General features: G+C 61.7%; 15 protein-coding genes. 7 read left to right on the forward strand and 8 right to left on the reverse strand.

Annotated features, from left to right (window positions below; genetic code table 11):
• On the reverse strand, positions 1–717 hold the full coding sequence (locus tag LPW11_RS08960; RefSeq protein WP_230997779.1) for a PilZ domain-containing protein: 717 nt from the start codon (positions 715–717) through the stop codon (positions 1–3).
• 130 nt (positions 718–847) lie between these two features.
• Between LPW11_RS08960 and LPW11_RS08965 the strand changes: the two genes are divergently transcribed.
• On the forward strand, positions 848–2,425 hold the full coding sequence (locus tag LPW11_RS08965) for a peptide chain release factor 3 (protein WP_230997780.1): 1,578 nt from the start codon (positions 848–850) through the stop codon (positions 2,423–2,425).
• Positions 2,426–2,595: 170 nt separating this feature from the next.
• On the opposite strand, the gene LPW11_RS08970 is transcribed toward LPW11_RS08965, so the two are convergent.
• The 5 genes from LPW11_RS08970 to LPW11_RS08990 form a co-directional block, all read right to left on the reverse strand.
• Complete coding sequence (locus tag LPW11_RS08970) at positions 2,596–3,309, reverse strand: phosphatase (RefSeq protein ID WP_230997781.1); 714 nt, start codon at positions 3,307–3,309, stop codon at positions 2,596–2,598.
• Positions 3,310–3,432: 123 nt separating this feature from the next.
• Positions 3,433–3,708 carry an ATP synthase F0 subunit C gene (gene atpE, locus LPW11_RS08975; RefSeq protein ID WP_230997782.1) on the reverse strand — a complete coding sequence of 92 codons (276 nt, stop codon included), beginning with the start codon at positions 3,706–3,708 and terminating at the stop codon, positions 3,433–3,435.
• 96 nt (positions 3,709–3,804) lie between these two features.
• Positions 3,805–4,494, reverse strand: a complete 690-nt coding sequence (gene atpB / locus LPW11_RS08980) for a F0F1 ATP synthase subunit A (RefSeq protein ID WP_230997783.1) — start codon at positions 4,492–4,494, stop codon at positions 3,805–3,807.
• A 5-nt stretch (positions 4,495–4,499) separates the two neighbouring features.
• Positions 4,500–4,877 carry an ATP synthase subunit I gene (locus LPW11_RS08985; protein WP_230997784.1) on the reverse strand — a complete coding sequence of 126 codons (378 nt, stop codon included), beginning with the start codon at positions 4,875–4,877 and terminating at the stop codon, positions 4,500–4,502.
• Complete coding sequence (locus LPW11_RS08990; RefSeq protein WP_230997785.1) at positions 4,858–5,103, reverse strand: AtpZ/AtpI family protein; 246 nt, start codon at positions 5,101–5,103, stop codon at positions 4,858–4,860. The genes LPW11_RS08985 and LPW11_RS08990 overlap by 20 nt, the downstream gene beginning before the upstream one ends.
• Before the next feature lie 274 nt (positions 5,104–5,377).
• Between LPW11_RS08990 and LPW11_RS08995 the strand changes: the two genes are divergently transcribed.
• On the forward strand, positions 5,378–6,424 hold the full coding sequence (locus tag LPW11_RS08995) for a general secretion pathway protein GspE (protein WP_230997786.1): 1,047 nt from the start codon (positions 5,378–5,380) through the stop codon (positions 6,422–6,424).
• Positions 6,425–6,640: 216 nt separating this feature from the next.
• Here LPW11_RS08995 and hemL read toward each other — a convergent pair whose 3' ends face one another.
• Together hemL and LPW11_RS09005 are read right to left on the reverse strand one after the other, a co-directional pair.
• Positions 6,641–7,924 carry a glutamate-1-semialdehyde 2,1-aminomutase gene (gene hemL, locus LPW11_RS09000; RefSeq protein WP_230997787.1) on the reverse strand — a complete coding sequence of 428 codons (1,284 nt, stop codon included), beginning with the start codon at positions 7,922–7,924 and terminating at the stop codon, positions 6,641–6,643.
• Between the two features lie 75 nt (positions 7,925–7,999).
• Complete coding sequence (locus tag LPW11_RS09005; RefSeq protein ID WP_230997788.1) at positions 8,000–8,539, reverse strand: DNA-processing protein DprA; 540 nt, start codon at positions 8,537–8,539, stop codon at positions 8,000–8,002.
• A gap of 275 nt (positions 8,540–8,814) precedes the next feature.
• On the opposite strand from LPW11_RS09005, the gene LPW11_RS09010 reads away from it, so the two are divergent.
• From LPW11_RS09010 to LPW11_RS09030, 5 genes are all read left to right on the forward strand, one after another.
• Positions 8,815–9,243 carry a C-GCAxxG-C-C family protein gene (locus LPW11_RS09010; RefSeq protein WP_230997789.1) on the forward strand — a complete coding sequence of 143 codons (429 nt, stop codon included), beginning with the start codon at positions 8,815–8,817 and terminating at the stop codon, positions 9,241–9,243.
• A 102-nt stretch (positions 9,244–9,345) separates the two neighbouring features.
• The gene (locus LPW11_RS09015) at positions 9,346–10,179 is read left to right on the forward strand and encodes an MBL fold metallo-hydrolase (RefSeq protein WP_230997790.1); all 834 of its coding nucleotides are present in this window, start codon (positions 9,346–9,348) and stop codon (positions 10,177–10,179) included.
• A gap of 374 nt (positions 10,180–10,553) precedes the next feature.
• A complete protein-coding gene (locus LPW11_RS09020) occupies positions 10,554–11,588 on the forward strand; it encodes a sensor histidine kinase (protein ID WP_230997791.1) in 1,035 nt (344 codons plus the stop codon).
• A gap of 149 nt (positions 11,589–11,737) precedes the next feature.
• Complete coding sequence (locus LPW11_RS09025; protein WP_230997792.1) at positions 11,738–12,100, forward strand: response regulator; 363 nt, start codon at positions 11,738–11,740, stop codon at positions 12,098–12,100.
• The gene (locus tag LPW11_RS09030) at positions 12,097–12,603 is read left to right on the forward strand and encodes a chemotaxis protein CheX (protein ID WP_230997793.1); all 507 of its coding nucleotides are present in this window, start codon (positions 12,097–12,099) and stop codon (positions 12,601–12,603) included. Before LPW11_RS09025 ends, LPW11_RS09030 begins: the two co-directional genes overlap by 4 nt.
• The last annotated feature ends 5 nt before the right edge of the window (positions 12,604–12,608 follow it).

Raw genomic sequence — 12,608 nt, forward strand, 5'->3', positions numbered from 1 at the left:
TCATGCCGAGCGCTTCAGTTCTGGGTGGTCCTTGAGCTCCCTGATGATCGCAACCTGGCGCTGCATGATGAATCTCGCGATCGACTCCTCCTCCACCCGTCCGGCGCTGATCTGGAAGACGGCGCGCCACCCCTTGGGCACCTGGCGGAGCTTCAGGAGGGAAGCCTGCACAGTTACGGTGCCGGTGGGTAGCTCCACGGTGAGATCGCCCTTGACGCTTCCGGCGAAGGGGCGGGACGTCCCGTCGATCACCACGGAGACGCCGCTCAGCGACATGTCCTCGAGGGTCCCCGAAGCCTGCTCGTCCGGGGAGGAGAAGTCGGCCCGGATGTGGTCGTCGAGCCGCACCCGCACCGACATGCGCCGCTCGGCCCGCAGGATCCCGAAGGCGAAGCGGTTCATCCGCACCAGGGAGTGCTTCACGCTCACGTCGACGACGGAGGCGATGACGTCCTGCGGGAAGTGGCTGCTCTTCAGCACCGTGAGCTTCGCGAGGGATATCGCCACGGCCTGGTGCTGGTGCACCTCGAGCTCCACAGCGCCGGGAGCGACCGAGACGACGGTCGCCGCGTAGCTCAGGGGAACCTCGTGGAAGTAGTTCACCAGTCTCAGGTCGTTCTTCAATTTTCCTTCTTGTATCGCGCTGAGGATCGAGAGAATGCGGGCGCTGTCTTCTGTCTCGCCGGCAATCTGGAACCGCTGGTAGTCTTCGTCCATATGGTCTATCCTGGGAAAAAAATCATTGCCCTTTTGAGGCAGGCATGCGATTATTGGGCAGTTTTAGCGGCGAAGATACCCTCTTCGCCTTTCTTTTGTCCAGCGTTTTTTAAGCAAGGAGTCGTCAGTAGTGAGCTACCGCGAGGAGATCGAAAAGAGGCGTACCTTCGCCATCATCAGCCACCCGGACGCGGGTAAAACGACTATTACCGAAAAACTCCTCCTCTTCGGAGGGGCGATACAGCAGGCGGGGGAGGTTCGCGCGAGGAAGTCGGCGCGTCACGCGACCAGTGACTGGATGGAGATGGAGAAGCAGCGTGGCATCTCCGTCACCTCCTCCGTCATGAAATTCACCTACCGGGACTACGAGGTGAACCTGCTCGACACTCCGGGCCACAACGACTTTTCCGAAGATACCTACCGCACCCTTACCGCCGTCGACTCCGTCCTCATGGTCATCGACTCCGTGAAAGGGGTGGAGAGCCAGACGAAGAAGCTCCTCGAGGTGTGCCGCCTGCGTCATACCCCGATCATGACCTTCATCAACAAGCTCGATCGTGAAGGGCGCGAGCCGCTGGAGCTTCTGGACGACATAGAGAGCAATCTCGGGATCCAGTGCGCGCCGATGACCTGGCCGGTGGGGATGGGTAAACGTTTCCGCGGGACCTACCATCTCTACAGCGGCGAACTGACCGTCTATGACCCGGAGGCTCACCATGGCGTCGGTGAGGTCATTTCGCTGAGCGGTCTGAACGACCCGCGGCTCGACGAGCTTCTCGGGAGCCAGGTCGACGAGCTGCGCGCCGACGTGGAACTCCTGGAAGCGGCCGCGCACCCGTTTGAGGCTGAGGCGTATCTCGCCGGGCTGCAGACCCCCGTCTTCTTCGGCAGCGCCATCAACACCTTCGGGGTCCAGCAGCTCCTGGACAGCTTCGTGGAGAACGCCCCCGCGCCTCTGCCGCGTGAGTCCGCTTCCCGCACCGTTTCTCCGTACGAGGAGCCGTTCACGGGCTTCACTTTCAAGATACAGGCCAACATGGACCCGGCGCATCGCGACCGCATTGCCTTTTTCCGGATCTGCTCCGGCAAATTCACCCGCGGCATGAAGGTGAAGCACCTCCGGCTCGGGCGCGAGGTGCAGATCGCCAACGCCACGATCTTCATGGCGCAGGACCGCACCAACGTGGACGAGGCGTATGCCGGCGACATCATCGGCATCCACAATCACGGGACGATCAAGATCGGCGACACCTTCACGCAGGGGGAGGACCTGAGGTACACGGGAATCCCCAACTTCGCTCCGGAGCACTTCAGGAAGGTGCGCATCCTGAATCCGCTGAAGTCAAAGGCGCTGGAAAAGGGGCTGGTGCAGCTCGCGGAAGAAGGGACGACGCAGGTTTTCCGCCCCCTGATGGGCGCCGACTGGATCGTCGGAGCGGTGGGTGTGCTGCAGTTCGACGTGGTCATGCACCGCCTGGAGCATGAGTACGGCGTGAAGGCCGTGTACGAACCGGTCTCCTACGTCACGGCGCGCTGGGTGAGCGGCGACAGGAAAAAGCTCGATGAATTCCAGAAGAGGGAGGCGATGAGCCTCTATACCGACGGGGAAGGGAAGCTCGCCTACTTGGCCGGGAGCCAGTGGCGCCTGGATAACACCATGGAGAACTGGAAGGATCTCACCTTCCAGGCAACGAGCGAGCACAGCTAGAACCTGATCTCCTGATCTCCATAAACAGAAAAAGGCCCCGGTGTCATTCCCGGGGCCTTTTTCTGTTTGCGCACTGCAGCTGCTGTCAAAAACCCGCCGCAGGCATCTCACTGTGACGGCGTGTACATGTAGGCCGGAATAAGCGAAGCGTTTCCGGCACAAGCTGATGTCTACCCCTCCAGCCCCAGGAAAACCAGAAGCCTCTCCAGCGAGGCATTCATCACCTGGCTCTCCTGGACCCCTTCTTCCACCGCCATCTGCACGGCATCGTCAAAAATGCCGACCCCCTGGGCGATGTGGGCATCGCTGCCGATGAGGAGCGGCGCCCCGTGTCTTGCGCAGAGCCTGGCGATCTCCCGGCAGTTCATGCAGCTCCCCTTCCTGCTCGGCCCCAGAGACGAGTTGTTGAGCTCCAGGGCCGTCCCCGTTGCCACCGCGCCGCGCACGATAGCCTCGTAATCGAGTGGGTAGAGGAGGTTTCCCGGGTGGGAGATGCAGCGCACCCGCGGGTTCTCCATCGCAGCGAGGACCGCCTCCGTGTTGCGCGCCATCCCCCCCTCCTCATATCCGCATCTCTCATGCAGTCCGACCATAACGAAATCGAGTGACTCCAGGATCTCGTCCTCCAGATCCAGCCCCCCCTGCACGTCCTGGATATTCGCCTCCACTCCCCGAAGGATCCTGACGCCGGCTATGGAGCGGGGGATAAAGCGCATGGCCATGAAGTGGTAGCGGTGGGGGCCCCCCGGCATGGCCGGGCCGTGGTCGGTGACGGCTAGAGCCTGCAGCCCTTTTTCTGCTGCGGCCTGGGCGAGCTCGTTGACGGTGGAGTAGCCGTGCCCGGAGGCGACGGTGTGGGTGTGCAGGTCGGCGATGATCTTCATGGGCGGAATGGTTCCATACGGCCTGGCAAAAGTCAAGGCAGGGAAAAGGCTCGAGAAAGAGGAATAAAAAAAGGGATGAGTCGCGAGACCCATCCCTTTATACCAGCAAGCTGGAGGCGTTACTTACTTCGCTACAGCGCCCAGGTTCTGCAGAACGGTTGCAGTGTAGGGGTTAGCGAAGAGGATGATGAGGCAGATAACCAGCGCGTAGATCGCGAGGGACTCGATCATCGCGAGACCGATCATCATGGTGGTGAGGATCTTGCCGGAAGCGCCCGGGTTGCGGGAAACGCCTTCAACAGCGCTCTTTACTGCGAGGCCCTGGCCGATTGCAGTGCCGAGGGTACCGATTGCCATGCCGAAGCCTGCTGCGATGATGCACCAAGTGAAAAAGTTCATCTTTACTTCTCCTTCTGTGGGTTTGATTTTTCCTAAACAGTATAGGAATTGAAATTTTATCGGAGGGACCGTGCGGCCCCTCCGCAGTCGTCAAATTTAGTGCGCGTGCTCCAGGGAGCCCTGGATGTAGATCATGGCGAGCAGCATGAAGACGAAGGACTGGATGAAGGAAACCAGAACCCCCATGAGCTGCATCGGTACCGGTACCAGGAACGGAGCCAGACCGAAGAAGATGATCAGAACCATCTCGTGGCCGTTCATGTTACCGAAGAGACGGAGGGTGAGGGAGATGACGCGGCTCAGGTGGCCGATCACCTCGATGAAGATCATCATCGGGGCAAGCCAGATGATCGGCCCCATGAAGTGCTTCACGTATTTCACGCCGTGCTCTTTGACGCCGACGATGTGGGTGGTGATGAACACGACCACGGCCAGGGCCGCAGTGGTGTTGATGTTGGCGGTCGGCGGATAGAAGCCCGGGATCAGGCCGATCAGGTTGGAGACCAGGATGAAGAGGGCCAGCGAGGCGATGAGCATGAAGTACGGCTTGCCGTGCTCTCCCATCGTCTCGTTGAGCATGTTTTCAATCCCGCCGACCACGACTTCCATGAAGTTCTGCATCCCGGAGGGGACAGACTTGAGTGCGGAGGTGGTGATCACCGACACCGCCACCAGGGCAATCATGATGAGCCAGGTATAGGCGATGGCATCAGCCCCCGCCTCAGATACGTGCAGCGGCTCCAGGATCTCGCGGGCGGGCTGGAGAAATAAATACGGGTGAACCATTGCGGCTAGCCTCCTTTACGGGTGCAGATATATAGGGAAAACGTGATCAGTGTCAAAACCAGGATCGAGAGCCCCAGCAGGAGGCCGATGACATCGGCCCTGAGGGGTACGACCAGTACGTACAGCAGAAGTCCCACGATGGCGAGCCGCAGCAGGTACCTCATCACCGCGAAGCGGGCAGCAGGCCCTTCGGCCATCCCGAGTACCGCCGCCAGCCCCGCGCGGAGCCAGCAGAAGTTTGCTGTTGCGAGCACCCCTCCCGCGAGGACCGAAAGTGCGAACCTTCCGGATGCCACAAACGCTGAAAGTGCGCTCACTGCTGCTGTAACTATGAGCGTCCCGGCTACCAGAACCGGGAAAATGTTATCCTCGTTTATCTTCATCCGTTCCGTCACTGCGCATTTCTTTTCCGGCTATTATGTAGATGTTGCGGAAGCCGGCCGCAATGCCGAAAAACAGAAAGATGAAGAAAAACCACGGCTTTGTTCCAAGCCACGCGTCCAGTTTCAGCCCTGCCCAGACCCCGATGGCTATCGCCACCGCGAACGAGATCCCCATGGTGGAGACCATCCCAAGAGTCTTCAGCAGGCTCTTCTTTTCCTCATCCATGTCTGCTCCCATGCCACCCTTTGTTAAAGGGGCGGAAGAAAACCTAGGCTAAATAGCACAGTAACAGCTGTACTGTCAATCGTTTTTGATTATGAGGCAAGGCGGCGCCCCGCGTCAAGCAAGGCTCCGCCCCTGTTGTCATACCCCTGTCCGGCGCTCCGTGAGAGAGCCGAAGTTGGAATTCCATTAAAATATTTTATGGTGCCACATTTCTCCTTTGATAAACTTGCGGTTGGCAAGATTCCCAATCCAGAGGCGCTCGAGGAGGTGCTTCATGGCTGTGAGACTTGGCGAGATGATGTTGCATGCGGGGATGCTCACCCCGTCCCAATTGGAGGAGGTGTTGCGCTCGCAGGCGGCGTTCGGCGGGAGGCTCGGCACCAATCTCGTGGAGATGGGGCTCATCGAGGAGCGGGACCTTGTCCGCCTGCTGCACGAGAAACTCGGTGTCACCTGCGTGGACGGGAGCGCGCTGAACAGCGTGTCGCAGGAAGTCGTCGCGCTGGTGCCGCGTGAGCTGGTGATCAAGCACCGCGTGCTGCCGGTCGCGCTGAACAACAAGAGGTTGACCCTGGCGATGGTTGATCCGAGCGACTTCGTGGCGATAGAGGAAATCGGCTTCGTCACCGGTCTGGTGATCGTCCCCTGCGTCGCCACCGAACTCAGTCTCTCCATGGCGCTGGAGCGTTACTACGGCATCAAGAGGGAAGTGCGCTACATTCCCGTTGCCGGCGGGCTGCGGTCCCGGTACATCGCCCAGACCGAAGGGGAAGGTGCCGAGGGGAAGGGCGCTGCGACCTGCGGCTCCGTCGCCCCCGGAGGGAAGGAATGGCGGGTCTCCTTCCATGCCCTGTGCGAGCGGCTCGCCGAGGTGAAGGAGCGGCGCGACGTGGTGACGGCGCTTCTTGACTACCTCACGGGGGAGTACCGCCGGGCGGCCTTCCTGATCCTTCGCAGCGGGAGCGTTGCCGGGGTGCGCGCCATTTCGCAGGGGTGCGAGATCGATGGCTTCAGCGGGTACGTCGCGGACCTCTCCAGGCTCCCCTTCCTCCAGAAGGCGGTCCAGGAGAAGCACTTCTACCTGGGGGAACTCCCGCAGGAATGCATCGACACGCGCCTCCTCGAGAAGCTCGGCGGGGAGGTGCCGCAGACGGTCCTTTTCCTCCCACTCCTCATCGACGGGGAGGTGGTCGCCTTCATCTATGCGGAAGACCGTGGTAGCAAGCTGAGCGGCGGGATGAAGGAATTGCAGCAGGTCGCGGAAAAAGGGGCGCTCGCTTTCAAGGTGCAGGCATTGCGGAAGAAAATCATGGGATCGTGAACAGAAGAGCCGGGTGCAGGACGTCCTCTCCTCCCCCCTTGCGGGGGAGGGACAGGGTGGGGGGGAAGGTGCCACCATTCCAGCAGATGGCAGCTTCACCCACCCCCTGTCCCCCTCCCGTCAAGGGAGGGGGACCCCAGGCAGCGGTTGGAAGAACCAAAAAAAGGCGGCGCCCCGGAGAGGGACGCCGCCTTTTTACCTTCATCGTTCAATCAGTTACAGCGCCTTGAAGCAGCGCGCAGCTGCCGCGATGGTATCTTCCAGGTCCTTCTCGGTGTGGGAGATGGAAACGAAGGCGGTCTCGAACTGGGAGGGAGCAAGGTACACGCCCTCGCCGAGCATGGCGCGGAAGTACTTTCCGAAGGCGGCGGTGTCGCAGGCCGCGGCACTTTCCCAGTCGTACACGGGGTTCTGGGAGAAGAAGGCGCAGAACATGCTCCCGACGCGGGTGGAATAGATCGGCACCCCGGCGTCCTGCGCTGCCTTGGCGATCCCCTGTGCCACGAATGCGCTCTTTTCCTCCAGCTTCTGGTAGAACCCGTCCTGCTGCAGCAGTTTCAGCGTCTCGATCCCCGCCGTCATAGCCAGCGGGTTCCCGGAGAGGGTGCCCGCCTGGTACACGCCACCTGCCGGGGAGAGGAGGCTCATGATCTCCTTCTTCCCGCCGAAGGCGCCCACCGGCAGACCGCCGCCGATGATCTTTCCGAGGGTGGTCATGTCGGGGGTGACCCCGTACACTTCCTGTGCTCCGCCGTAGGCGACGCGGAAGCCGGACATGACCTCATCGAAGATCAGTACGATTCCTTCCTGGGTGCACACTTCACGCAGCCCTTCGAGGAATCCCTCACGCGGCGGAACGGTTCCCATGTTCCCCGCGACCGGCTCCACGATGATGCAGGCGACGGTGTCCTTGTTCTCCGCGATGAGGGCGCGCACCGAGTCGAGGTCGTTATAGGTGGCGGTGAGTGTGTGGCGTGCGAAGTCCGCCGGTACCCCCGGGGAGTCGGGTACCCCGAAGGTGGCGGCGCCGGAGCCGGCCTTCACCAGAAGAGAGTCGGAGTGGCCGTGGTAGCAGCCGGAGAACTTGATGATGTTGTCGCGGCCGGTGTAGCCGCGGGCGAGCCTGATGGCGCTCATGGTCGCCTCGGTGCCGGAGCTCACCATGCGCACCATCTCGATGGAGGGGACCGCTGCGATAACCATCTCGGCGAGGGTGATCTCAAGCTCGGTCGGGGCGCCGAAGGAGCAGCCGCTGTCGACTGCAGCTTTCACGGCGGCCGCGACCTGGGGGTGGCAATGGCCGAGGATCATCGGACCCCAGGAGCCGACGTAATCGATGAAGCCGTTGCCGTCCTCGTCAAAGATCCGGGGACCGAGGGCCTTCTTGATGAAGAGGGGGTCGGAGCCTACCGACCTGAAGGCACGCACGGGGCTGTTAACCCCACCGGGGATCGATTGCTGCGCCTTTTGAAAAAGTTGACTGGATCGGCTGTTTTGCATGGTCGAGACTCCTCACCTGGCTTGGGAAATTGAGTGCTTAATCTGCGGTCTGGTAGCACAGCTTGCGCAGATCTGTCAAGAAATAAGGTCGGCGGGAAGGGGCTTCGGAGGCTCAGTCGATGGGGCAGGAGGCGAGTGCTCCTCGAGAAAGTGGATCGGCTTGAGAGCGGCGAAGTCACGTACCAGTCTCTCCAGCTTTCCGCCGGGGGCGGCGTACCCTACGACGGTCTCCTCCGCAACTTCGATCATCAGGCGGTTTCGCTGGTAGCACGACTCCTCCGAGGCGTGGGTGACGCTCTCTGCGTAGCGGGTCAGGAGGAGCAGGCGCCCCTCCGCGAGCGGCACGTCGAAGTCCTCCTGGAGCGCCCTGCCGAACCCCCTGGCAAGGACCACGACGAGGGGCTGGGTCCCTTTCAGCAGCTGCTGCAGCACCTCCTTTTCAATCGACGAATGGAATCCTGAGAGGACGCAGGTGCCGCGCTCCCTCTCCCGCGCCGCCCACGCGACTGCTCTCTCCCTGACAGCCGCAGGACAGTGGCGCGAGCAGAGGAAGGCCACCTTGTGCAGGGAGAGCAATTTCAGATTCCCGACGCTGTGCATGAGGCTAAGATCCATTGTGCACCCCCCCATTGAGCTTCAGAGCGTAACGTTACCACATGGGATAGGTGTCACAATGGCATCTAGCTGTTGCGAGTGCGGAGTTGGCAAGCGCAGGCGCCGGCGGGTGTGAGGCAGAAACAATGACAGGAATTTAAATGTTTACGTCGGGAAAATGCTTTACCGCCATCTCTGCAACGTGTAATCTTGGCCCCCGTCTAAGCCCCTGAGCAGAGCGCTGATGCACGGGGGCAGCTACAAAACCGGAGACGGCAAGGAGGCTGGAGAAGCAGATGTTCAGCAGGCTGGCGGCAGGTGAGATTAATGACGTAGTGGCCCGGGTCGGCGCACGGGCAGATGCCTTATTTCGTTCCGGTAAGATGAACTGTGCAGAGGCGGTCCTCGCCGCGGTGAGGGAGCGTTTCTCCCCCGAGACTCCGGATCATGTGGTGCGGCTTGCCAGCGGATTCGGCGGGGGTTCCGCCTCCGGTTGCCTTTGCGGAGCGGTTTCCGGCGGTACCATTGCTTTCGGTCTTGTTTTGTCCGGCGACAGAAAGGCTGTGGCAAAGCTGACCACCGATCTTCATACCTGGTTCAAAGCGGAATATCGCACCACCTGCTGCAGGAGCATTACCGCCAACGGCAAGAGCGGTTGCCAGGCCCTTACCGCCAATGTGGCAGCGAAGGTGGCGGAGCTCCTTATGGGGCACGCCCCGCTGTAGTCAATTGCCCATATTCTGCGTCGCCGGTCTCGACAGGGGCGGCGAAAGATGATACCTCCCTAAAGCTGGAAGAGTCACCTTTTTCGGCAGATCGGAGGGAGCATGAAATGCCGCATCACCGTCATATGTGAGAACAGCGCAGGGCGCCTCTCCGGGACGCTCGGCGAAAACGGCTTCTGTGCCCTCCTGGAGTGCGGCGGCGAAATGCTCCTCTTCGACAGCGGAGGAGGCCTCACGCTGTTGCACAACGCCCAGCGCATGCATCTCGATCTGCGGCGCGTCGAGCGCGTCGTCCTTTCCCACGGCCATTACGACCATACCGGCGGCCTCTATCCCCTCCTGCAAAGCTGCGGCCGCAAGGAGCTCATCGCCCACCCCGCCCTTTTCACCCCCCGCTATACCATCCACGAAGGTGAGTGCCGCTCCGTGGGGATTCCCTACAGTCGCGACTTTCTCGCCGGCCTTGGCGCCACCTTTTCCCTCGAGCGCGATTTTCGCGAGCTCCTCCCCGGGCTCTACTGCACCGGTGAAGTTCCGCGCCGCACCCCCTTCGAGGAGGGGGATCCCTCCCTCTGCTGCGATGCCGCCGGCGTCGAGCGCGACACCGTGCCGGACGACCAGTCCCTCGTCCTGGTGACGCGCAAAGGGCTTCTCCTCCTCCTCGGCTGCTGCCATGCGGGGGTCGTGAACACCATCGAACTCGCCCGCGAGCGCACCGGTGTGGCCGAGGTGTACGGGATCATCGGCGGCTGCCACCTCGCGTTCTCCTCCGCACAGCAGCTTGAGGGGACGGTGAAGGCGCTGCGCGCTTACGGAGTGCGGAAAGTCTGCGGCGGCCACTGCACCGGATTCAGCGCAGCCGCGCGTCTGGAGCGCGACCTCCCCGGCGCATTCCGCCCCGCCCAGGTCGGCTACACCATCGAGTGCGAGCTGTAGCAGCTTCACCCTGTGATGGGGTTTGAGCCTCGCGCGTCAATGTGGTCAATGTAGGCCGGGATAAGCCGCCAGGCGTTCCCGGCACTCCACCACCGACGCAGCCGCGCGGCAGCGAATGCCGGAAACGCTACCGCTTATCCGGCCTACATTGTCAGCACGCCTAGCCGTAAGCTGGAGCTCTTACCCTTCCCCCAGCGGCACCCCCTCCCCTTCTCCGGATCCCCCCACACCCAATGAAGGAGCAGCACCCTCCTCCTCATGGGACCTTACTTAATTTCTGGTAAACTTCATCTGGCATAACGCTTTAAGGCTCAAGCTCCCGATGCCGCATCCGATAAGCGACAGCGAACATCAGGTAACGAGGAGGGTCTTGTATGAGCGCGCAAGGAGATGCTGTGGCCGCGATGCTCCTGGAAAAGGTCGACAGTGGAGTCGTGTACACGGACCAGACGGGGACGATCGTGCTCCTGAACCGCAGGGCGGAGGAGATACTCCAGGTACCCCGGGGGGAGGTCGTCGGCAGGAGGGTGGACATGCTCCCGCTGCGCACCCACATCTACCGGATGCTGAGCGAGAACTGCAGGGACATCCCTGTGGAGATGAGTGTCGACGGCGCCATCGTGGCTGTGCACTCCACCCCGCTGGGGGACAACGGGTCGGCGGGGGAGATGTACGAGCTTCGGGACATCACCGCCGTGCGCCAGGAGATGCGGCAGCGCGAGGAGTTCGTAGCGATGATGACCCACGACCTCAAGTCCCCCCTCACCGTCATCACCGGCTACATCCAGACCCTCACGGCGCAAAAGGAGGAGAGGATCGATCCGACCCTGCACCTGTGCGTGCAGGAGATGGAAAAGAGCGCCGGGAAGATGCTCGCCATGATCGACGACGTCCTCGACGCCTACCGGCTCGAGGCGGGTCTTTTGCAAATCGACAAGAGTCCCTGCGACCTCGGCGGGATTCTCGAGGCGTGCTGCAGCGACGGTGCGCGCGACGCCCAGGTGCACGGCTCCTCCTTTGAAAAGGTCATCACCCACGACCTCCCCGTGCTCAGGCTGGACGGGAAGCAGATCGGCCGCGTCTTTGCGAACCTCATCGGAAACGCGGTCAAATTCACCCCCCGGCGCGGATCGATCTCCGTGCACAGCGCGGTGGAGGAGAAGGATCTGGTAGTGGAGGTGAAGGATACCGGCATCGGTATCGCCCAGGACGAGCTCCCTCTCATCTTCAACAAGTACTACCGTTCCTCGTCGGCCCAGGGATTCAAGGGGACCGGGCTGGGGCTCACCATCAGCAAGGCGATAGTGGAGGCGCACGGGGGTAGCATCAGCGTGGAGAGCCAGAGCGGCGGGGGGAGCCGTTTTTCGGTGCGCATCCCGCTGGAGGGGAACGAAGCGAACGGTAATTGACTAAAGTTTCCGGCACAGCCGCCGATTAGCTTCCAAGAAGCCGCACCTGACGGCGCGCCGGGAGCGAGGGCGCCGCGGCGGCTGCCGGCACCAAAACAAGCAGCCGCCCGGGACCCCGGGGGCAATCGACAGCTATGAAGGAGGAGAGCATGGGCAACGTATTGATTGTGGACGATTCCTCCACAATGAGGAAGATCATCTCCCGCAGCCTGCGCCAGGCAGGTCTCGCGGTGGACGAGATCTACGAGGCAGGGGACGGCATCGAGGGGCTGAACGCCATGGAGGGGAAGACCATCGACCTTATCCTCTCCGACATCAACATGCCGAACATGGACGGTCTGGAATTCATCAAGAGCGTCCGGGCGAAGGGGAGCAAGGTTCCCATCGTGATGATTACCACGGAGGGTGGCGAGGACATCCTGAAGGAGGCGCTCACCAACGGCGCCAGCGATTCCATCAAGAAGCCCTTCACCCCCGACCAGCTCCATGAGAAGCTCGGAGGACTGTTATGACCCTCAACAAGACGATTTGCGAAGCCGTCAGCATCGAGGAGGAGGATCTCGCCGGTTACGTCATCAACGCCACGAAAGAGGTGTTCAACACCATGGTGATGATGGAACTGCAGGATTCCTACCCCCTGAAGGAGCCTGTCACCTCCTTTCACTGCAGCGTGACCGGGATGGTGGGACTGGCGGGGACCTATACCGGGATCCTCTCCATCCACTGCCCGAAGCCGTTCGCACTGCGCATCACCTCCAACATGCTCGGGATGGATGTCGACGATGTGGGCGAGGACGTGAACGACGCCCTCGGCGAGATCGCCAACATGCTCGGCGGCTACGTGAAGCAGATCCTCTCCAAGGGGGGGCTGGACATCAACCTCTCCATCCCGACCGTCATCGCCGGGGAGGACTACACCATCAACTCCATGTCCGAGAGCGAGTGCGTCATCATCCCCTTCATAAACGAGGGTGAGCGCTTCCTGGTCGGGCTGAAACTGCAGAAGGAAGGGTAGCGGGT

Origin of the sequence: Geomonas sp. RF6 (genome assembly GCF_021044625.1) — a bacterium.
In the GTDB taxonomy this organism is placed as follows: Bacteria; Desulfobacterota; Desulfuromonadia; order Geobacterales; family Geobacteraceae; genus RF6.

Bases quoted from the DNA above. Each gene is read 5' to 3' on its own strand.
- LPW11_RS08995 (WP_230997786.1), top strand. From the start codon at position 5,378: ATGGCTGTGAGACTTGGCGAGATGATGTTGCATGCGGGGATGCTCACC.
- LPW11_RS09025 (WP_230997792.1), top strand. From the start codon at position 11,738: ATGGGCAACGTATTGATTGTGGACGATTCCTCCACAATGAGGAAGATC.
- atpB (WP_230997783.1), bottom strand. From the start codon at position 4,494: ATGGTTCACCCGTATTTATTTCTCCAGCCCGCCCGCGAGATCCTGGAG.
- LPW11_RS08960 (WP_230997779.1), bottom strand. From the start codon at position 717: ATGGACGAAGACTACCAGCGGTTCCAGATTGCCGGCGAGACAGAAGAC.
- LPW11_RS09020 (WP_230997791.1), top strand. From the start codon at position 10,554: ATGAGCGCGCAAGGAGATGCTGTGGCCGCGATGCTCCTGGAAAAGGTC.
- LPW11_RS09015 (WP_230997790.1), top strand. From the start codon at position 9,346: ATGAAATGCCGCATCACCGTCATATGTGAGAACAGCGCAGGGCGCCTC.
- LPW11_RS08985 (WP_230997784.1), bottom strand. From the start codon at position 4,877: ATGAAGATAAACGAGGATAACATTTTCCCGGTTCTGGTAGCCGGGACG.
- atpE (WP_230997782.1), bottom strand. From the start codon at position 3,708: ATGAACTTTTTCACTTGGTGCATCATCGCAGCAGGCTTCGGCATGGCA.
- LPW11_RS09030 (WP_230997793.1), top strand. From the start codon at position 12,097: ATGACCCTCAACAAGACGATTTGCGAAGCCGTCAGCATCGAGGAGGAG.
- LPW11_RS09005 (WP_230997788.1), bottom strand. From the start codon at position 8,539: ATGGATCTTAGCCTCATGCACAGCGTCGGGAATCTGAAATTGCTCTCC.
- LPW11_RS08990 (WP_230997785.1), bottom strand. From the start codon at position 5,103: ATGGATGAGGAAAAGAAGAGCCTGCTGAAGACTCTTGGGATGGTCTCC.
- LPW11_RS09010 (WP_230997789.1), top strand. From the start codon at position 8,815: ATGTTCAGCAGGCTGGCGGCAGGTGAGATTAATGACGTAGTGGCCCGG.
- LPW11_RS08970 (WP_230997781.1), bottom strand. From the start codon at position 3,309: ATGAAGATCATCGCCGACCTGCACACCCACACCGTCGCCTCCGGGCAC.
- hemL (WP_230997787.1), bottom strand. From the start codon at position 7,924: ATGCAAAACAGCCGATCCAGTCAACTTTTTCAAAAGGCGCAGCAATCG.